General features: G+C 70.5%; 14 protein-coding genes. 1 reads left to right on the top strand and 13 read right to left on the bottom strand.

The features are described 5' to 3' along the window. Window positions 1–58: 58 nt before the first annotated feature. The 4 genes from BLQ73_RS10315 to gltB form a co-directional block, all read right to left on the bottom strand. Window positions 59–502: a DUF2784 domain-containing protein gene (locus tag BLQ73_RS10315; RefSeq protein ID WP_093170173.1), complete on the bottom strand. Its 444-nt coding sequence runs from the start codon at window positions 500–502 to the stop codon at window positions 59–61. A 31-nt stretch (window positions 503–533) separates the two neighbouring features. Then, complete coding sequence (locus tag BLQ73_RS10320; protein ID WP_093170174.1) at window positions 534–2,240, bottom strand: S8 family peptidase; 1,707 nt, start codon at window positions 2,238–2,240, stop codon at window positions 534–536. A 334-nt stretch (window positions 2,241–2,574) separates the two neighbouring features. Beyond that, entirely contained in the window at window positions 2,575–4,059 is a 1,485-nt protein-coding gene (locus tag BLQ73_RS10325; RefSeq protein ID WP_093170175.1) for a glutamate synthase subunit beta, read from the bottom strand. Between the two features lie 13 nt (window positions 4,060–4,072). Then, on the bottom strand, window positions 4,073–8,587 hold the full coding sequence (gene gltB, locus BLQ73_RS10330) for a glutamate synthase large subunit (RefSeq protein ID WP_093170176.1): 4,515 nt from the start codon (window positions 8,585–8,587) through the stop codon (window positions 4,073–4,075). 403 nt (window positions 8,588–8,990) lie between these two features. On the opposite strand from gltB, the gene BLQ73_RS34565 reads away from it, so the two are divergent. Next, window positions 8,991–10,697 carry a bis-aminopropyl spermidine synthase family protein gene (locus BLQ73_RS34565; RefSeq protein WP_093170177.1) on the top strand — a complete coding sequence of 569 codons (1,707 nt, stop codon included), beginning with the start codon at window positions 8,991–8,993 and terminating at the stop codon, window positions 10,695–10,697. Between the two features lie 28 nt (window positions 10,698–10,725). Here the strand turns inward: BLQ73_RS34565 and BLQ73_RS10340 are convergent, their stop codons facing one another. The 9 genes from BLQ73_RS10340 to trpC all read right to left on the bottom strand — a co-directional run bounded on the left by BLQ73_RS10340 (window position 10,726) and on the right by trpC (window position 19,267). Continuing rightward, window positions 10,726–11,379 (bottom strand): hypothetical protein, encoded by a 654-nt coding sequence (locus BLQ73_RS10340; RefSeq protein WP_093170178.1) that lies wholly within the window; start codon window positions 11,377–11,379, stop codon window positions 10,726–10,728. A 209-nt stretch (window positions 11,380–11,588) separates the two neighbouring features. Next, on the bottom strand, window positions 11,589–12,443 hold the full coding sequence (locus BLQ73_RS10345) for a hypothetical protein (protein ID WP_093170179.1): 855 nt from the start codon (window positions 12,441–12,443) through the stop codon (window positions 11,589–11,591). Further along, window positions 12,440–13,150, bottom strand: a complete 711-nt coding sequence (locus BLQ73_RS10350; RefSeq protein ID WP_245690966.1) for a VIT1/CCC1 transporter family protein — start codon at window positions 13,148–13,150, stop codon at window positions 12,440–12,442. The genes BLQ73_RS10345 and BLQ73_RS10350 overlap by 4 nt, the downstream gene beginning before the upstream one ends. Before the next feature lie 94 nt (window positions 13,151–13,244). Continuing rightward, the gene (gene lgt / locus BLQ73_RS10355) at window positions 13,245–14,411 is read right to left on the bottom strand and encodes a prolipoprotein diacylglyceryl transferase (protein WP_093170180.1); all 1,167 of its coding nucleotides are present in this window, start codon (window positions 14,409–14,411) and stop codon (window positions 13,245–13,247) included. 314 nt (window positions 14,412–14,725) lie between these two features. Continuing rightward, a complete protein-coding gene (locus BLQ73_RS10360) occupies window positions 14,726–15,478 on the bottom strand; it encodes a DsbA family protein (RefSeq protein WP_093170181.1) in 753 nt (250 codons plus the stop codon). Further along, window positions 15,478–16,029: a DoxX family protein gene (locus BLQ73_RS10365; RefSeq protein ID WP_245690967.1), complete on the bottom strand. Its 552-nt coding sequence runs from the start codon at window positions 16,027–16,029 to the stop codon at window positions 15,478–15,480. The genes BLQ73_RS10360 and BLQ73_RS10365 overlap by 1 nt, the downstream gene beginning before the upstream one ends. A 363-nt stretch (window positions 16,030–16,392) precedes the next feature. Beyond that, on the bottom strand, window positions 16,393–17,190 hold the full coding sequence (trpA, locus tag BLQ73_RS10370; protein ID WP_093170183.1) for a tryptophan synthase subunit alpha: 798 nt from the start codon (window positions 17,188–17,190) through the stop codon (window positions 16,393–16,395). A gap of 14 nt (window positions 17,191–17,204) precedes the next feature. Beyond that, window positions 17,205–18,407 carry a tryptophan synthase subunit beta gene (gene trpB / locus BLQ73_RS10375; RefSeq protein WP_245690994.1) on the bottom strand — a complete coding sequence of 401 codons (1,203 nt, stop codon included), beginning with the start codon at window positions 18,405–18,407 and terminating at the stop codon, window positions 17,205–17,207. A gap of 35 nt (window positions 18,408–18,442) precedes the next feature. Beyond that, a complete protein-coding gene (gene trpC, locus BLQ73_RS10380; protein WP_093170185.1) occupies window positions 18,443–19,267 on the bottom strand; it encodes an indole-3-glycerol phosphate synthase TrpC in 825 nt (274 codons plus the stop codon). Between the last annotated feature and the right edge of the window lie 2 nt (window positions 19,268–19,269).

A 19,269-nucleotide genomic window follows, 5' to 3' on the forward strand; every position in this document is an offset into this window, starting at 1 on the left:
GGTGATGACCAGAGTTGGTCATGAAATCTCGGTGAAGTCCGCCTTAAGAGGGACCGGCTTACCTTTGACCAGAACCCGACCCAACGGGACGGACACCGGCCGGACGTGTCCCCTTACGTCCTGCTGCGGCGGACCTTGCTTTGCGAAGTCGCGCCCGGCGGCGCACCGCGAACCCCCACCATGAGGCCGCGACCAGGGCCGCGACGGCCAGCTGCGCCAGGGACTCGTACTGCTCAGGATAGAGGACGCCCCGGATGTAATGGTCGATGAACCCGCTGGGCGGCAGCGGCGCCTCCCCCGCGCCGCGCCTCCCCCAGTTCTCCACGAGCGTGAGCGGGCACTCCATCCCGATCGCGAGCGAGAGAAGTCCCCACGAGACGACGGCGCCATGGGCCCAGATGGTCCTCGGCCACCGCCAGGCGAGGAAGCCGCCGAGGGCGAGGTAGCCCAGGAACAGGAAGTGGGCCACCATCGCCGACTCGGCCACGAGGCGGTATCCCATGGTTCGACGATAAACCCCGCCGGGAGCGATGTCAGGGGTCGATGACCGCGGCCCGCTGCGCGTTCACGATGCCCCTGCCGTAGAAGCCGTTCTTGCTCTTGCCGCCCTCGCAGACCTGCGCCACCTTCTCACCCGCCGACGAGTAAACGTGGCGGCGCGGCGAGGGGCAGGGGCGCGGCGTCGAGCTGGCGTTGAGCAGGCGCTCGGTCTTCGCCGGGTCCAAGGTGACGCCGTCACCGCTCGCCTCGCCGAAGCGGTCGATCAGGATGGCGGCGACCCCGGTGGCGTGGGGGGCCGCCATGGACGTGCCCTGGAGGTACTGGTAGTAGGAGCAGGTGCCGCCGGTGCAGTCCCGCACGACGCTGCCGTCCTTGGGCTTGCCCTTGGCGTCGATCAGCTTGCGCGCCCTGAGCACGTGCTCGGGGGCCGCGGCGAGGATCATGCCGCGCTCGCCCCTCAAGCGCCCCTTGACGTCGGCGTCGCCGCCGGGGGCCGCCAGGTCGGTCTGTTCGGTCCCGTAGTCGGAGTACTGCGCCTTCTCCTTGGTGGCCCCGACGGCGGCGACCGAGATGACGCCCTTGGACTCGACCGGCACGTTGAGGCAGGAGTTGTCGATCTTCCGGGCCCGCTCGGTGTTGAGCGGATAGTCCGGGCTCGTGAGGTCCGTCTTGGGCTTGCCGAGGTCGGTCGCGCCGTTGCCGAGCGCCGCGATCAAGGTCACGCCCTTGGAGCGGGCGTAGTCCAAGGCCCGCTGCATACCGGTCACGATCGCCCGCTGCTCAAGCTGCTCGGCCTTGGAGTCGGCCGGGTTCGCGGTGCAGTTGAACAGCCACGGGTCGACGTAGTAGCTCATGTTGACCACGTCGATGCCGTTGTCGGCCGCGTAGGCGAGGGCGTCGAGGCTGGGCTTGAGGAAGAACAGTCCGGAGTCCTGCCCGGCGCGCAGGTTGACGAGCTGCGCTCCCGGCGCGACCCCGGCGACGCCGATGCCGTTGCGCGGTGAGGCGATGGTGCTGGCGACGTGCGTGCCGTGCCCGTCGTCGTCCACATCGGCGGGGTCCTTGCAGCCCTTGTACTCGCACGGCCCGTCGAGGACCTCCCCGTTCGGGTCCTTCGGCCGGTCGGTGACGAAGTTGCGGCTCAGTTCGCGGTTGAAGTTGGGGGCGATGTCGGGGTGCTTGCCGTCGATCCCGGTGTCGATCACGCCGACGAGGACCTTGCCGCTGCCGGGCGCGGCGGCATACGACCCCTTCGGGGTCGCGCCGATCATCTTCATGTCCCATTGCCTGCCCGCCAGCGGCTCGTCGCCCGCCCGCGCCGCCTTCGCGGGTGCCGCCTCCCGGGGTACGGCGGGAGCCGCCCCGGCCCGTACGGCACCGGCACGCGCGGCCGTCGCGTACCCGATGGCGCGGTCGCCGGACACGCCCACCACGGCGGGTTCGCGGCCGAGCCTCTCGGCGAAGGCCGCCTGGCCCCCGGAGCTTCGCGCGATGACGTAGCCGAGCCTCGCGTCCGCGGACACCACCGCGGCCCCCTGCGCCTCGATGGCCCTGGTGGCAGCGTCGCGCCCGTTCGGCGTGTGGAAGACCAGGTAGTCCTTGGCCGCTCCGGCTCCGGCTCCCGCTGCCGCCGGCCCGCCGGGGGTTTGGGCCGTGACGGTGACAACGCCCGCCGTCAGCGCCCCCGCGACCACCACCGCCACGGCAGTGCCCAGCGCTGCCCTCGTCCCACGCCGCATCGAACCTCCAGATGACCTTGGAGTCAGCATCCTTCAGTCATGCAACGTCAAACACAAGTCATTCCATCTTTAGTGTGATTTTTCCGATCACATAGTGACGTATCCCGAGCTCGCCAGCGGCTCCCCCAGAAACCCGCCCAGCACGGCGAATCCACACGTCAACCCGCATGCGTATCAGGCCACTAAATCCCAACAAGATCTACCAAAACCCGGGAAGCCCCTCCCGCGCCCCGCCCGACGCCCGACCTCCCCGCCGCGGCCCCACGCGGACACGCCTGTACGGCGGAGCCGCCGGATGGGCGGCTCCGCCGTACAGGGTGGGTGGTTCAGGCCGTCAGACCAGGGGCCTGGCCGTGGGCGGGATGGCCACCGGCAGGGCGGTGGCGCCGGTGAGGTAGCGGTCGATCGCGGCGGCGGCGGACCGGCCCTCGGCGATCGCCCAGACGATGAGCGACTGCCCTCGGCCGATGTCACCGGCGACGAAGACGCCGTCGACGGAGGACATATACGACTTGTCCCGGACGACGTTGCCCCGGGCGTCGAAGAACGCCTCCGCGTCGGGGGCAAAGGCCGCCAGCGAGGTGAGCAGCCCTGGCTTTTCCGGGCCGACGAAGCCCAACGACAGCGTCACCAGGTCGGCCGGGATCTCCCGCTCGGTGCCGGGGATCGGCCTGAACCCCGCCTTGGGGCCCTCCACCTCGACCAGCTTCAGCGCACGCACGCTACCGTCGGCGTCGCCGACGAACTCGACGGTGGACACCGCGTAGACGCGGTCTCCGCCACCGTCGGTGAGCTCCTCGTGGGCGCTCTCCATCTTGAACAGGATGGGGAACGTCGGCCACGGCTGGGCGCCCGGTCTGGTGGCCGGCGGCTGCGGCATGATCTCCAGCTGGGTGACCGAGGCCGCGCCCTGCCGGATGGCGGTGCCGATGCAGTCGGCGCCGGTGTCGCCGCCGCCGATGACGACGACGTGCTTGCCCGCCGCGTCGATCGGCGAGACGGCGTAGTCGCCCTCCTGCACCTTGTTGGCGGCCGGAAGGTATTCCATCGCCTGGTGGACGCCCTTGAGCTCCCGCCCCGGGACGTTGAGCTCGCGCCAGGCCGTCGCTCCCCCGGCCAGGACGACCGCGTCGTAGTCGGCCCGCAGGCGCTCGGCCGTGATGTCGACGCCGACCTCGACACCGGCGCGGAACTCGGTGCCCTCGGCCCGCATCTGGTCGAGACGCCGCTCGATGTGGCGCTTCTCCATCTTGAACTCGGGGATGCCGTAGCGCAGCAGCCCGCCGATGCGGTCGGCCCGCTCGAAGACGACCACGTCGTGCCCGGCCCGGGTGAGCTGCTGGGCCGCGGCGAGACCCGCCGGCCCCGAGCCCACGACCGCGACCTTCTTGCCGGTCTTCACCCGAGCGGGCTGAGGCACGACCCAGCCCTCGTCGAAGGCCCGGTCGATGATCTCGACCTCGACCCGCTTGATCGCGACCGGGTCGGCGTTGATGCCGAGCACGCAGGCCGCCTCGCACGGCGCGGGGCACAGCCGGCCGGTGAACTCGGGGAAGTTGTTGGTCGCGTGGAGACGTTCGATCGCCGCGCGCCAGTCCTCCTTGTAGACGAGGTCGTTCCACTCGGGGATGAGGTTGCCGAGCGGGCAGCCGTTGTGGCAGAACGGGATGCCGCAGTCCATGCAGCGGGACGCCTGCTTGGTCAGCGACTGCTCGGGAAAGTCGGTGTAGACCTCACGCCAGTCGCGGATGCGCACGTCGACGGGACGGCGGGCCGGCAGCTCGCGCTCGTGAGTCAGGAAACCCTTCGGGTCGGCCATCGTGTGAAACCCCCTATCCCTGTGCGGCGGCCATGACGGCCTCGTCGATGTCGCGGCCCTCGGCCTCGGCGGCGGCCCGCGCGGCCAGCACCCGCTTGAAGTCCCTGGGCATGATCTTTGCGAAGCGCGTAAGCGCGGCGTCCCAGTCGGCCAGCAGCGCCGACGCGACGGCCGAGCCGGTCTCGGTGAAGTGGGCCTCCACGACCTCCCGCAGGAAGTCCGCGTCCTCCCCGGTCGGCTCCTCCAGCTCGACCATCTCCCGGTTGACCCGCTCGGGCACCAGGTCGAGCACGTAGGCGACCCCACCCGACATGCCCGCGGCGAAGTTGCGGCCCGTCGGTCCCAGGACGACGGCCCTGCCACCGGTCATGTACTCGCAGCCGTGGTCGCCGACGCCTTCGACGACGGCGGTCGCGCCGGAGTTGCGCACGCAGAAGCGCTCTCCGACGATGCCCCGGAGGAACACCTCGCCGGAGGTCGCGCCGTACAGGCCGACGTTGCCGGCGATCACCTGAGTCTCGGCGGCGAAGGCCGCGTCGGCGGGCGGGCGGACGGTGATCCGCCCGCCGGACAGGCCCTTGCCGAGGTAGTCGTTGGCGTCGCCGGTCAGGCGCAGCGTGACGCCCTTCGGCACGAAGGCGCCGAAGGAGTTGCCGGCCGAGCCGGTGAAGGCCACGTCGATGGTGTTGGCGGGCAGGCCGGCTCCGCCGTACCGCTTGGTCACCTCGTGGCCGAGCATGGTGCCGACCGTGCGGTTGACGTTGCGGATGGGCAGCTCCAGCTTGACCGGGGAGCCGTACTCCAGCGCGCCTTCGGCGAGCTGGATCAGCGTGTTGTCGAGAGCGTGGGCCAGGCCGTGGTCCTGGGTGACGACCTGGTGCAGCGGGGTGCCCGCCGGCAGCTCCGGCATGTGCAGGATCGGCGACAGGTCGAGCCCGGCGGCCTTCCAGTGGCCTTCGGCCCGCTCGGTGTCGAGCAGTTCGGCGTGGCCGACGGCCTCGTCGAGGCTGCGGAAGCCGAGCGCCGCGAGGTACTCGCGCACCTCCTCGGCGATGAACTCGAAGAAGTTGACCACGAATTCGGGCTTGCCGGAGAACCGCTTGCGCAGCTCGGGGTTCTGCGTCGCCACGCCCACCGGGCAGGTGTCGAGGTGGCAGACGCGCATGAGCACGCAGCCGGACACGACCAGGGGCGCGGTGGCGAAGCCGTACTCCTCGGCGCCGAGGAGCGCGGCGATGACCACGTCGCGGCCGGTCTTGAGCTGGCCGTCGACCTGCACGACGATGCGGTCGCGCAGGCCGTTGAGCAGCAGCGTCTGCTGGGTTTCGGCCAGGCCGAGCTCCCAGGGCGCTCCCGCGTGCTTGACCGAGGTCAGCGGCGAGGCCCCGGTGCCGCCGTCGTGGCCGGAGATCAGCACCACGTCGGCGTGCGCCTTGGACACGCCCGCGGCGACGGTGCCCACGCCCACTTCGGCGACCAGCTTGACGTGCACCCGGGCGGCCGGGTTCGCGTTCTTGAGGTCGTGGATGAGCTGGGCCAGGTCCTCGATGGAGTAGATGTCGTGGTGCGGCGGCGGCGAGATGAGGCCGACGCCGGGCGTGGAGTGCCGGGTCTTGGCGATCCACGGGTAGACCTTGTTGCCGGGGAGCTGCCCGCCTTCGCCGGGCTTGGCCCCCTGGGCCATCTTGATCTGCACGTCGTCTGCGTTGACCAGGTATTCGCTGGTCACGCCGAACCGGCCGCTCGCCACCTGCTTGATGGCGCTGCGGCGCACCGGGTCGTACAGCCGGTCGGGGTCCTCGCCGCCCTCGCCCGTGTTGGACTTGGCGCCGAGCCGGTTCATCGCGATCGCGAGGGTCTCGTGGGCCTCCCTCGAAATGGAGCCGTAGGACATGGCTCCGGTGGAGAACCGCTTCACGATCTCCGAGACCGGCTCCACCTCCTCGATCGGGACCGGCGGGCGGGCGCCCTCCCGGAACTTGAACAGGCCGCGCAGCGTCATCAGCTTCTCGGCCTGGGAGTCCACCAGGGTGGTGTACTCCTTGAAGATCTCGTAGCGGCCGGTCCGGGTCGAGTGCTGGAGGCGGAACACCGTCTCGGGGTTGAACAGGTGCGGCTCGCCCTCGCGCCGCCACTGGTACTCCCCGCCCACTTCCAGGCGGCGGTGGGCGTTCTCGGCCCTGGGATAGGCGCGGCGGTGCCGTTCGGCGGTCTCGCGGGAGAGCACGTCGAAGCCGACGCCGCCCAGGCGCGAGGTGGTGCCGGTGAAGCAGGCGTCCACGACCTCCTGGCCGAGGCCGAGGGCCTCGAAGATCTGCGCGCCGGTGTAGGACGCGACGGTCGACACGCCGATCTTGGACATGACCTTGAGCACGCCCTTGCCGTACGCCTTGATGAGGTTGCGTACGGCCTTGCGCGGGTCGAGGCTCAGCTCGCCGGTGGCGATCATGTCCTCGACCGTCTCGATCGCGAGGTAGGGGTTGACGGCCGAGGCCCCGTAGCCGATGAGCAGCGCCATGTGGTGGCACTCGCGCGCCTCGCCGGTCTCGACGACCAGGCCCACGCGCGTGCGGGACTTCTCGCGGATGAGGTGGTGGTGCACCGCGCCGGTCAGCATGAGCGACGGGATCGGCGCGCTCTCGGCCGAGGAGCCGCGGTCCGACAGCACGATGGTGCGGGCGCCACCCTTGATGGCCTCGCTCACTTCCGTGCAGATCGCCTCAAGGCGGGCGGTCAGGGCCTCGCCACCGCCGGCGATGTCGTACAGGCCCGAGACGACGTACGGCTGGAAGCCCGGCAGCGCGCCCTCGTCGTTGATGTGGATGATCTTCGCGAGCTCGTCGTTGTCGATCACCGGGTAGGGCAGGACCAGCCTGCGGCAGGACGCGGCCCCCGGGTCGAGCAGGTTGCGCTCGGGCCCGATCGTGGACTGGAGCGAGGTGACGAGCTCCTCGCGGATCGCGTCCAGCGGCGGGTTCGTGACCTGCGCGAAGAGCTGGCTGAAGTAGTCGAACAGCAGGCGCGGGCGCTCACTCAGCACCGCCACGGGCGTGTCGGTGCCCATCGAACCGATCGGCTCATAGCCGGTCTTGGCCATCGGCGCCAGGATGACCCGCAGCTCCTCCTCGGTGTAGCCGAAGGTCTGCTGCCGCCTGACCAGCGCCTCGTGCGTCGGGATCTCGCGCGAGCGGGAGGGCAGCTCCTCGAAGCGCACCAGGCCCGCGTGCAGCCATCCCGCGTACGGCTGCGCCGCCGCGAGCTCGGCCTTGATCTCGCCATCCTCGATGATCTTGCCCTGGGCGGTGTCCACCAGGAACATCCGGCCCGGCTGGAGGCGGCCCTTGCGGACGACCTTGTGCTGCGGGATGTCCAGCACACCGGCCTCGGACGCCAGCACCACCAGGCCGTCGTCGGTGACGTAGAAGCGGCCCGGACGCAGGCCGTTGCGGTCGAGCAGCGCCCCGACCAGCGTTCCGTCGGAGAAAGTGATCGAGGCGGGGCCGTCCCACGCCTCCATCAGCGTCGAGTGGAACTCGTAGAAGGCCCGGCGGGCGGGGTCCATCTCGGTGTGGTTCTCCCACGCCTCCGGGACCATCATCAGCACCGCGTGCGGCAGGCTGCGCCCGCCGAGGTGCAGCAGCTCCAGCGTCTCGTCCAGCGACGCGGTGTCGGAGCCGTCGGGGTCGCAGATCGGGAAAAGCCTCCGCAGATCACCCGGGATCAGGTCGGAAGCCAGCATCGCCTCGCGGGCCCGCATCCAGTTGCGGTTGCCCTTGACGGTGTTGATCTCGCCGTTGTGCGCGACATAGCGGTACGGGTGCGCGAGCGGCCAGCTCGGGAAGGTGTTGGTCGAGAAACGCGAGTGCACCAGGGAGATGGCAGTGGCGTAACGCTCGTCGGAAAGGTCCGGGAAGAACGGCTCCAGCTGCGGAGTCGTCAGCATGCCCTTGTAGACCACGGTCCGCGACGACAGCGAAGGGAAGTAGACGTCCACCTCGTGCTCGGCGCGCTTGCGCAGGCAGAAGGCCGGCCGGTCGAGCGCGAGGCCGGTCTCGCCGTTCGGCGACGACACGAAGATCTGCGCGAAGAACGGCATGACCGCGCGGGCGCTGGGTCCGGCGTAGGCGGGGTCGATCGGCACGTCACGCCACCCGAGGACGGTCAGCCCCTCCTCGGCGGCGATCTCCTCGATCATGCGCACCGCGATCTCGCGGGCCTGCCCGTCGGCGGGCAGGAAAGCGGTCCCCGCGGCATAGGCGCCGGGGCCGGGCAGTGCGAAGTCCACGACCTCGCGGAAGAGGGCATCGGGGATCTGCGTAAGGATTCCGGCTCCGTCGCCAGTGTCCGGCTCGCTACCCTTGGCACCCCGGTGATCGAGATTGGTCAGCGCGGTCAGGGCCTTGCGCACGATGTCATGACTGCGTCGGCCGTGGACATCGGCCACCATGGCCACGCCGCATGCGTCATGTTCATGTGAAGGGTGGTAAAGGCCCTGCGGCTCGGGGATCCCTGAGCGGGCAGCAGGCATTGAATCCCTCCCGTCGTCTTCGTCAGCTTCTGATGGAGGCATGAGGGACGACGTTGGCCCTGCTGCAGGTGTGTAGAGGTTACCTCACCTCGCCGGAATAGTGCCCGCGCGGGCCCTATCACGAACATCGGGGCATCTCAACGCCTCAATTGTGATCGGCGCTCGATGTCCCTTCCCCGAATACAACCTCATCACCCATCGAGATCTTCCCGCATCCGTCCGGCCGCCAGGCCGGCGCCGCGGGGCGCCCCGCCGCCGGTCCCACGGCGAGCACGCGCGCCGCGGGTCACACGCACGACGCCGTGGATTCGCCCGCCGCGCAGTACGTTAAGCGTACGGCGGCGCGCCGTACTTCCTCCCGGGACCCAAAACGCCGGGGGTTTTCCACTTTCAAGGGGATTTCATGACCACGCACCCGACCACGGGCGGCGCTTCGAGCGACCACAACAGCGGTGTGGACGCACTGATCGCGCAGGTCGGTGTCGACGGGCGCCGACTGGTTCAGGCGCTCGCGCTGCTGCGCGAAGGGGGCTGGTGGACCTTGGCCGACCTGGTGCGCGAGACGGCGACGTCACGCCGCACGATCGAGGCTCTGCTGCGCGAGCTGGAACTCGAACGCGACCGCGCCCGTGACCGCTTCCGCCTGCGCGCCCCCGACAGCGTGAAATCGCAGGACATCGATGCCGTGGCGGCCTTCGACCCGGCCGACCCCGTCGGACACCTGCTGCCCCGCCACCACGGCGTCGTGGCCGAACTGGCCGACCTGATCGCGCGAGCCCCCCGGGGCCGCCACGTCCTCGACCACGTCGCGGCCACCGCCGACACGGTCGTACGGCGTGCGCTGCTGCTCGGCGCGCGCTTCCGGCTGGCCGGCACCCGCGTGCTCTGCGTCGGCGACCACGACCTGACCTCACTGGCCGTCGCGTTGATCCACCCCGGCGTCGAGGTGAGCGTCGCCGACATCGACGAGCGCATCCTCGCCTACATCGCCGCCGAGGCCGACCGCCTCGGAGTGGCGGTGCGCACCCGCTGGGCCGACCTGCGGCTGGGCCTGCCCGCATCGCTGCGCGAGCACGCCGACCTGGCCGTCACCGACCCTCCGTACACCCCCGAGGGCGTCGGGCTGTTCGTCGCCCGCGCCCTGTCGGGGCTGCGGGACAGGGAGCAGGGCCGGGTGCTGCTCGCGTACGGCGCCAGCGAGCGCACCCCGGCGCTCGCCCTCAAGGTGCAGACCTCACTGGCCAACCTCAACCTCGCCTACGAGGCGATGTATCCCGACTTCAACCGCTACCACGGCGCGGAGGCCATCGGTTCGGCCGCCGATCTCTACGTCCTGCGGCCCACCACCAAGACCTGGCCCGCCGTCGCCGCCCGCGCCGACAAGTACGGCACCGCCATCTACACCCAGGGCCCCCAGTCCGTCGAGGCCGCCGCCCCCACCCTCCCCGCCGACGCCGGCCCGCTCCTCACCTCGGCCGACCCGCAGCTCCTCGTGGGCGACTGGCCGCGCGCCGCCCTCCCCGGCGTCCCACGCGTCAAACTCCCCACCTGGCTCGCCAAACCCCACGCGACCGACCCCGAACGGGTGGCGATAGCCGTACCCCTCGGGCTTGAAGGCGCGCTTCCCCGGATGCTGCTCGCCACACGGGCCCACCGCGTCGACGCCCTCCTCCACGAGCCGGTGCGCGATCTCGACGCGCTCCAGGCGGTGCTGGCGCCCGTCTACGAGCTGGCCGCCGACGGCCGCCACCTGACGGCGACACGGGTCCCGGCCCCGACCGGCGACGCCGCCCGCCTCGTGAGGCGGGTGCTGGACAGCGCCCACAGCCGCCTGGCCAACACGTGGCGCGAGTCCCTGATCAAGGCGCGGGGCTCGCTCACCAAGAACCAGGCCCGCGGCCTCATCGCCGCGGCGGCCCCCTGGTCGGCGGAGGCCACGGTGCTGGAGCTCCCCCTGCACCGGCTGCGCGAGCTGCCCGGCGCGATCACGGCGACGCTGGCGGCCAACGCCCCGGCCCCCTCCACGGACCCCGCCCCGGCCCCTGCCATGGACGCTGCCATGGACGCTGCCATGGACGCTGCCATGGACGCTGCCATGGACCCCGCCTGAGCGGAGCCGTACGGCGGCCCGAGCTCCCTCAGCCCGCGGAGACGACCCTCTCCCGCACCACCGCGCCGAGCCCGTCGAGAGCCACGAGCTCCCCGGTGAGGTCGACGCGGCCGGTCCCCTCCCCCACGGGACCGATCCAGCTCACGGTGACGTAATGGCCGAGCGCGCGGGCCTGAGCCCAGCTCCGGGAGGCGTCGAACGCCGCCTCCCGGAGGACGAACCCCTGGTCGCGCAGCGCCTTCACCAAGGTGTCCGCCCCCGCGGACGACGCCATGTTGAAGATCAGGAACTGGCCCGCGCTCCTGCCGTCCTCACCGGCGTAGAGCGCCTTGACCACTTGCGAGCATGACTCCAGGGCGTCGCCCACCGCGGACCCCCAGACGACGTCGGCGCAGTCGTCGACAACCGCGGTCTCGCCCCTCACCAGCGCCGTGCGGGCGAGGCCCGCCTCCCCCGCCACGGACAGCCGATCGGTCCCCTGACCGAACACCTCGATCAACGACAGCGGCTCGGCGTCCGCGGCACGCGTCTCGATCGGCTTGTAAAGCCCCGTCGAGGACTCCGCCCGGTAATGCGCCGGGCGGGGGCCGTCACCGCCCCACAGCCACCAGAGCGTCACTCCCCCGATCGCTACAAGTGCCGCGACTGCGGCAAGGACGATGATCGACGTACGGCTGAGCATGGCACCTTACGGTAGCCCCTGCCCACACGCCCCGGCACCGAGCAACCCCACCACACCACCCGGACCAGACATCGTGCCACCCCACCCGACCAGTGCTGATCCACCCGAATCTGCACCACCCGGACACGTGCCACGTGCCAAAGACCGACGGCAAGCGGATCTGTGCCGGTAAGCCGACATCGGTGCCGATCAGTCCGCGTCGGCGCCGGTCAGCCGGCGTCCGTGCCGGTCACGGCCACGACACGACGGTAGACCGGCTTCTCCACCGTTCTCACGGCGAGGGAGAGACCGACGAAGTCGTCCTTCGGCGTGGACTCGGCGCCGTCGGTGCGCGCCAGCCAGAGGAGCCCCACGTAGTGGCCCATGGCGTGGCCGCTGCCCTCGGTCTGGCCGCCGGTGGGGAACACGGCCCTCGTGGAGGGCAGCGCCAGCATCCACCCGGCCCGGTGGTGCACCTTCATCGCGTCGGCGAACGCGTCGGCCGACTGCTGATCCTTCACGTTGAGCAGCGTGTACTGCGCGATGTAGCGCCGGTCGGCGCTCAGGTAGAGGCCGCGCACGGCCTGGGTGCATCCGGCCTCGGCCAACTGCTCCAGTACGGTTCCGCCCCACATGGCCGAGGCGCAGTCGCCGTCCAGCCGCGTGCTGACGAGCCGGAGGTCCTGCTTGCCGTGCTTGATGACCTTGGCGGGGAACACTTCCTTGACGGTGAGGGGGGCGCTGTCGGCGTTGCGGTCGGCGATCGGAGCGAACAGCTTCGGCGACGCCCACCCCTGGTAGCGGTCGGGTCTCGGCTGCCCTACCACGACCTCGGCCGAACTCCGCGTCGGCACGAACCCCGATCCCAGCGCCGCGACCGCCCCTGTGAGGGCCACCGCGGCGGCCAGCACCCCGAGGGTCACCACCACGATGGCGACCAGCTTCTGCCGGCCTGGGGTGAGCCCCCAGTCCGCCAGGAACTGGATGTTGAACTCCGTGGTCTGGGTGCGGCGGCGCTTCGATGACGTGGGAGGCCGCGTGGGCCCGGCCGACGGCGCCGCCGAGCGGCGCTTCCGGGTCGTCACAGCGATCCGATCACATGGCCGAGGCCGAAGGTCAGCACCGCCGCCGCGACCCCGACCATGAGCTGGCGCAGTCCGGAGTAGAGCCAGCCCCGCGCCGTCACCCGCGACACCAGGACACCGGCGCCGAACAACGCCAGGCACGAGACCACCGCGGACCCCCGTAGATCGTGCATCCCCAAAAGGTAGGGCAAAAGCGGAAGCAGCGCCCCGAGGCTGAAGGACAGGAACGAGGAGACGGCGGCCGTCAGCGGGCTCGGCAGATCGCGTTGGCTCACTCCGAGCTCCGCCCTGGAGTGCACTTCAAGGGCCTTCTCCGGGTCTTGCGAGATCTGCCGCGCGACCTCCGCCGCGACCTTCGGGTCGACCCCGCTGCGTTCGATGAGCTGCGTCAACTCGGCGAGTTCGATCTCGGGGTTGTGCTTCAGCTCGCGGCGCTCGACGGCGATCTCCGCCAGGGCGAGCTCCCGCTGGCTGGCGACCGACACGTATTCCCCTCCGGCCATCGAGAACGCGCCGGCAGCCAGGCCGGCCGCCCCCGCCAGGAGGACGATCCTGGTGTTGGACGTGCCGCCCGCCACACCGGCGATCAGCGCGAAGTTCGACACCAGGCCGTCCATCGCGCCGAACACCGCAGGCCGCAGCCACCCCCCCGTCACATCCCGGTGGCGGTGCGTGGGCGCATGCCCATCCGGTCCGATCTGGATCAACGCCCCTCCCCTCCGGTCCGGAAGGCCCCGGACACCCTCATCCGCGAGGGGAGACGCACCTGACCGACCGCCACCATGGTGTCACGGTCGCCGTTCAGCGCCCTTCGGCGGTGTCCTTGACCCCGCCCTTGGCGCTCTCGCCCCCGGCCACCGCATCGGCATCCGATCGCGTGCGGGTGTCGTCGGCGGCTCCGGCCTCGCCGTCTTCCTCGTGCTTGGTGACCGCGTCACCGGACGCCACATCACCGGACGCCACATCACCGGACGCCACATCGCCCGAGGGCGCAGCGGTGGAAGACGTGACGGTGGAGGACGCAGCGGCGGAGGACGTGACGGCCGCAGGCGACTGCCCCTGGCGCTCGGCCGCGTCCGCGAGCTCCGGCTCATCGACCTGCTCGGCCCCGTGACCGTCGACCTCGCCGTCGCCACCCGAACCGGGAAGCTCCACGCCCAGGGCCTCCTCGCCCGTCTTGTTGCGCATGAACCAGAAGTAGGCCAGCGCGCCGACGAACAGCACGATCGACGTCCACTGGTTGAGCCGCAGCCCGAGGATCTCACTCGTCGGGTCGGACCTCATGCCCTCGATCCAGAACCGGCCCAGCGTGTAGCCCGCGACGTAGAGCGAGAACAGACGCCCGTGGCGCAGGCTGAACCGGCCGCCGACCCACAGGAGCACGCCGGCGAGGGCGAGGTTCCAGAGGGACTCATAGAGGAAGGTCGGGTGGTAGACGTCGAAGCCCGGGATCGTGCCCGCCTGACCCGGCCGGATCTCGATGCCCCACGGCAGGTCGGTGGGGCCGCCGAACAGCTCCTGGTTGAAGTAGTTGCCCCAGCGGCCGATCGCCTGGCCGATCGCGAGCCCGGGGGCCACCGTGTCGGCCATGGCCGACAGCGCGATGCCCCTCCGGCGGCACGCGATCCACACACCGACGCCGCCGAGCGCGATCGCGCCCCAGATGCCGAGGCCGCCGTTCCAGATCTTCAGCGCGTCGATCGGCTCATTGCGAGCCTCGGAGCCGAAATAGAGGTGCCAGTCGGTGATCACATGGTAGAGACGGCCGCCGATCAGACCGAACGCCACGGCCCAGACGGCGATGTCGACCACGGTGCCGGGGTCGCCCCCGCGCGCACGCCAACGCCGCATGCTGATCCACACGGCGACGACGACGCCGAGAACGATGCACAACGCGTAGGCCCGCAGGGTGAGTGGTCCGAGACTCCACTCCGAAACCGAGGGGCTGGGAATCGAGGCGAGCAGCATGTCAGGTGAGAGTACAGGCTCGGGGGCCCGATGACCGCATCGCGCGAACACCGGAACCAGTCTGAGACCTCAGAACAGGGCGACAACCCCATCCTGAAGTCGATTTCCCGCTCACGGCTGGTCCCACCTGGACAAACACCTCATCCACTCACGAGTTCACACGAGTTCAATCGATACACCGCTCCCACCGCCCCGCGGGCGCAGCCCCCGTCCAGGCCGGGGAGCCCGGGCCGCCGCCATGCCGCGTCTCACCGGGAGACCCCGCGGGACGAGGGCCTCCCGGCCGCGCCGCGGCGCGGCCGGGACGGACGGGACTACTTGCCGGCGTTGGTCACGAGCTCGCGCAAGGCCGCGGGGTCGAAGGCCACCGGGTTGTCGACCTCCTTGCCGTCCAGCTTGAGCGTGGGGGTGGCGCCGATCTTGACCTTGGCGCCGTAGTCGAGGTGGGCCTGCAGGTGCTTCTGCGAGGTCACGCAGCTCTCGAAGTCGGGAGAGGTCACGCCGACGTCCTTGCCCCACGCCACGATGTCGGGGAGCTTGAAGCCCTCGGTCCCCTCGGAGGGCTGCTCCTTGAAGAGCTTGTCGTGGAGGGCGAGCCACTGGCCGCCGTCCGAGACGCAGCGCAGCGCCGCTCCGGCGCGCACCGAGTTGCCCCTCGTGATGCCGTTGTTGAGCTGCTCGGGGAAGATCGTGATGGGGTGGAAGACCACCTTGACCTTGCCCTCGGCCGCGAGGTTCTTCAGCGTGGACCCCGTGGTGAGCTCAAGCTGCCGGCAGGCCGGACACTGGAAGTCCTCATAGACGTCGACCACGGGCTTGGTGACGCCCGGCTTGGCCATCACGGCCGTGCCGTCGGCCTGCACGGTGACCGGGGCGAGCGACTGGGCGATCGTCTCTGGAGCGCTCCTTGACGCGGCATACCACCATCCGGCGCCGATCGCCGCCAAGGCGACCACTCCCACAGTGGCGATCGTCGCCACGCGTCGTCGCTGCTCCTGCTTGCGCTCGGCCTCTCTTTGCGCCTTGATGCGCTCCCGGGCTGTGTGATCGCGCGCACCCTTGCCCATCAGACCTTCTCCTCATCCTCTTCGTTCTCTTCCTCGACGCCGTCGGCGCGCGAGGGGGTCAGCCCAAGCGCCGAGTCCAGCGCGAACCTGCCCGGGGGGAACCAAGCGATCCAGACACCGAGGATGACGAGCCCGATGTCTCGCAAGATAGTTCCAAGATAGTCGGGCTCTTCCCATGCCTCGAGTGCCCCACCTGTGCCGAAGCATCCGCAATCGATGCGCAGACCCCTGGCCCATGCGGAGGCGATGCCCACGACGAAGGCCAGCATGAGAAGCGCCGAAATGATCCCGGAAATGCGGGTGAGAAGACCGACAACCAGCAGCACCCCGATAACGATCTCCAGGATGGGGAGACCGTAGCCGACGGCCGTCGCGAGCGACTCAGGCAGCAGCTCATACGCCCTCACCGCCTCCACGGACAACGCAGGTGTTTCGATTTTCAGCCAACCGGCCACGATCATCACTCCTGCGAGCCCCAGGCGCGCGGCGACCGTGACCCACGGTATCGCAGATCTCACTCTCAGCGACGGTGGTGACACCGACACCTCCACATGTCCTCATGATGTTGTTCCGCTCGGGACCGTGCCGCGCACCCCGCCGTCTTCCAGTGCGCCCCGCCCAACGGAACAGCCACACTAGCCCGGTAACACCTCACCATGAGTGCGATAAGCCGTGAATAAGCAGGCACGACGCTCGGCTCCGACCTGGAAGATCACCATATATCCGCACCGGTGCGGGTCCTCTGGCGGGCAGGCTTCAGCCGTACGGCACCGCCGACCGACCCCATCCCCTCGCGCACGGCGCCACGCCCGCGCGACCGACACCACCTTGCGCGCCGTCACGCACAGCCACCGGGAAACGCCGAACGCGCGGCCCCGCAGAGAGCCGCGCGTAGAAACGTGAACGAACGCGGGTCAGCGGCCCCGCGCGCCGGCCGCCAGCTCGGCGCCGAGCTCACGCACGCCCGCCAGGCCCGCGGCCTCGTCGGGGGCGTCGAGCAGGCGCCGGATGAAGGCCGAACCGACGATGACGCCGTCGGCATAACCCGCCACCTCGGCCGCCTGCGTGCCCGTGCCGACGCCCAAGCCGACGCAGACGGGCAGCGAGGTGTGCTCACGGGTGCGCTTGACCAGTGTCTCCGCCGCGGAACCGATGGATTCCCGCGCCCCGGTGATGCCCATGAACGACGCCGCGTAGACGAAGCCGGTGCAGCACTCGGCGACGGCCGCGATGCGCTCGTCGGGCGAGCTGGGCGCCACGAGGAAGACCGTGTCGAGCCCGGCCGCCGCGGAGGCCTCACGCCACGGGCCCGCCTCCTCGGGAATGAGGTCGGGCGTGATCGTGCCGACCCCTCCCGCGCTCGCGAGCTCACGGGCGAAGCGGTCCGCGCCGTAGACGTAGATCGGATTCCAGTAGGTCATGACCAGCGTCGCGGCACCGGTGGCGGCGACGCCCTCGACGGTGCGCATCACATCTGCGATGCGCGTGCCGTTGACCAGCGAGCGGTGGACCGCGGCCTGGATCGTGGGGCCGTCCATGAGCGGATCGGAGTAGGGCAGGCCGATCTCGATCACGTCGCAGCCCGCCTCGACCATGGCGGTGGCGGCCGCGACAGCGCCGTCCTTGGTGGGAAACCCGGCCGGGAGATATCCGACCAGGGCGGCGCGGTTCTCCGCGCGGGCCTTGGCGAACACCGTGGCAAGTGTCGTCATCGCAGGTCCTGGAATCAAAGGTTGAAGTATTTCATCGCGGTGCCCATGTCCTTGTCACCGCGACCGGAGAGATTGACGAGGATCGTCGCCTCGGAGCCGAGCTCACGGCCGAGCTTCAGCGCGCCCGCGAGGGCATGAGACGACTCGATCGCCGGGATGATGCCCTCTGCCCTCGACAGGAGGGAGAACGCCTCCATCGCCTCGGTGTCGGTGATGCCGTGGTAGCTCGCCCGGCCGGTGTCCTTCAGCCAGGCGTGCTCCGGGCCCACGCCCGGATAGTCGAGGCCCGCCGAGATGGAGTGCGACTCGATCGTCTGGCCCTCGTCGTCCTGCAGCACGTAGGTGCGGGAGCCGTGCAGCACGCCGACCGACCCCTGGGTCAGGGTCAGCGCGTGCCGACCGCTCTCCAGGCCGTGGCCCCCGGCCTCGTAACCGTGGAGCGCGACGCCCTCGTCGCCGATGAACGCGTGGAAGATGCCGATCGCGTTGGACCCTCCGCCGACGGCGGCGGCCACCGCGTCGGGCAGGCGGCCGGTGAGGTCGAGGATCTGGCGGCGGGCCTCGACCCCGATGATGCGCGCGAAATCGCGCACGATCTCGGGGAACGGGTGCGGGCCCGCGACGGTGCCGAACAGGTAGTACGTGCTGTCGACGCTCGCCACCCAGTCGCGGAACGCCTCGTTGATCGCGTCCTTGAGCGTGCGGCTGCCGGTGGCGACGGGCACGACGCTCGCGCCGAGCAGCTTCATGCGCGCCACGTTGAGCGCTTGGCGGTCGCAGTCGACCTCGCCCATGTAGATCACGCATTCGAGGCCGAGCAGCGCGCAGGCCGTGGCGGTGGCCACGCCGTGCTGCCCCGCCCCGGTCTCGGCGATGACCCTGGTCTTGCCCATGCGCTTGGTGAGCAGGGCCTGCCCCAGCACGTTATTGATCTTGTGCGCGCCGGTGTGGGTGAGGTCCTCACGCTTGAGGATGATGCGGGCGCCGCCCGCGTGCTCCGAGAAGCGCGGCACATCGGTCAGGGTCGTCGGCCGACCGGCGTACGTGCGCAGCAGGTGGTCGAACTCGCGCAGGAACTCCGGGTCGCTCTTGGCCTTCTCATAGGCGACGGCGACCTCGTCCAGCACGGGCACGAGGGCCTCGGGGACGAATCGCCCGCCGAACGCCCCGAAGCGGCCGGAACTGTCGGGGTCGTCGCCAGCGCGGTTGCCCACCAGGTCGGCGGCGCTGAGCAGGGCGCCTTCTTTCTCGGTCACTGCTGCCTCTCGGATCCGTTGTCCGGTCGCGTCGCGGGGTGGGCCCCCGCGGTCACCAGGTCGACGACCGCCGCTCGCGGGTCCCTGCCGGTGACGAGGCTCTCACCGACCAGTACGGCGTCAGCCCCGGCACGAGCATATGCCAGAAGATCATGAGGACCGCGCACGCCGGACTCGGCGATTCTGATCACGCCCTCGGGAATCTTCGGGGCGACCCTCGCGAAGACCTCGCGGTCGACCTTGAGCGTCTTCAGGTCACGCGCGTTCACACCGACGATCCGCGCCCCGGCGTCGAGCGCCCGGTCGAGCTCCTCGGCGGTGTGCACCTCGACCAGCGGCGCGAGGCCGATCGACTCGGCCCGCTCGATCAGCGACACCAGCGCGTTCTGCTCCAGCGCGGCGACGATCAGCAGCACGAGGTCGGCGCCGTAAGCACGGGCCTCCCACAGCTGGTAGGACGTCACGACGAAATCCTTGCGCAGCACCGGGATGTCGACCACGGCGCGCACCGAGGCGAGGTCGGCCAGGCTGCCGCCGAAACGGCGCCGCTCGGTCAGCACGCTGATGACGTGGGCGCCGCCGGACTCGTAGTCCCTGGCCAGAGCCGCGGGATCGGCGATGGCGGCGAGCGCGCCCTTGGACGGGCTTGAGCGCTTCACCTCCGCGATGACCGACACCTTGTCGCCGCCCAGAGCGGCGTAGGCGTCACGGGGCGAGGGAGCCTTCGCCGCACGCTCCTTCAGCTCATCGAGCGTCACGGCTCTCTGCCTGTCGGCGAGGTCCGCTCGCACCCCGTCCAGGATCTCGTCGAGCACGGTCACGC

Origin of the sequence: Sinosporangium album (genome assembly GCF_900100605.1) — a bacterium.
GTDB classification, from domain to species: Bacteria; Actinomycetota; Actinomycetes; order Streptosporangiales; family Streptosporangiaceae; genus Sinosporangium; species Sinosporangium album.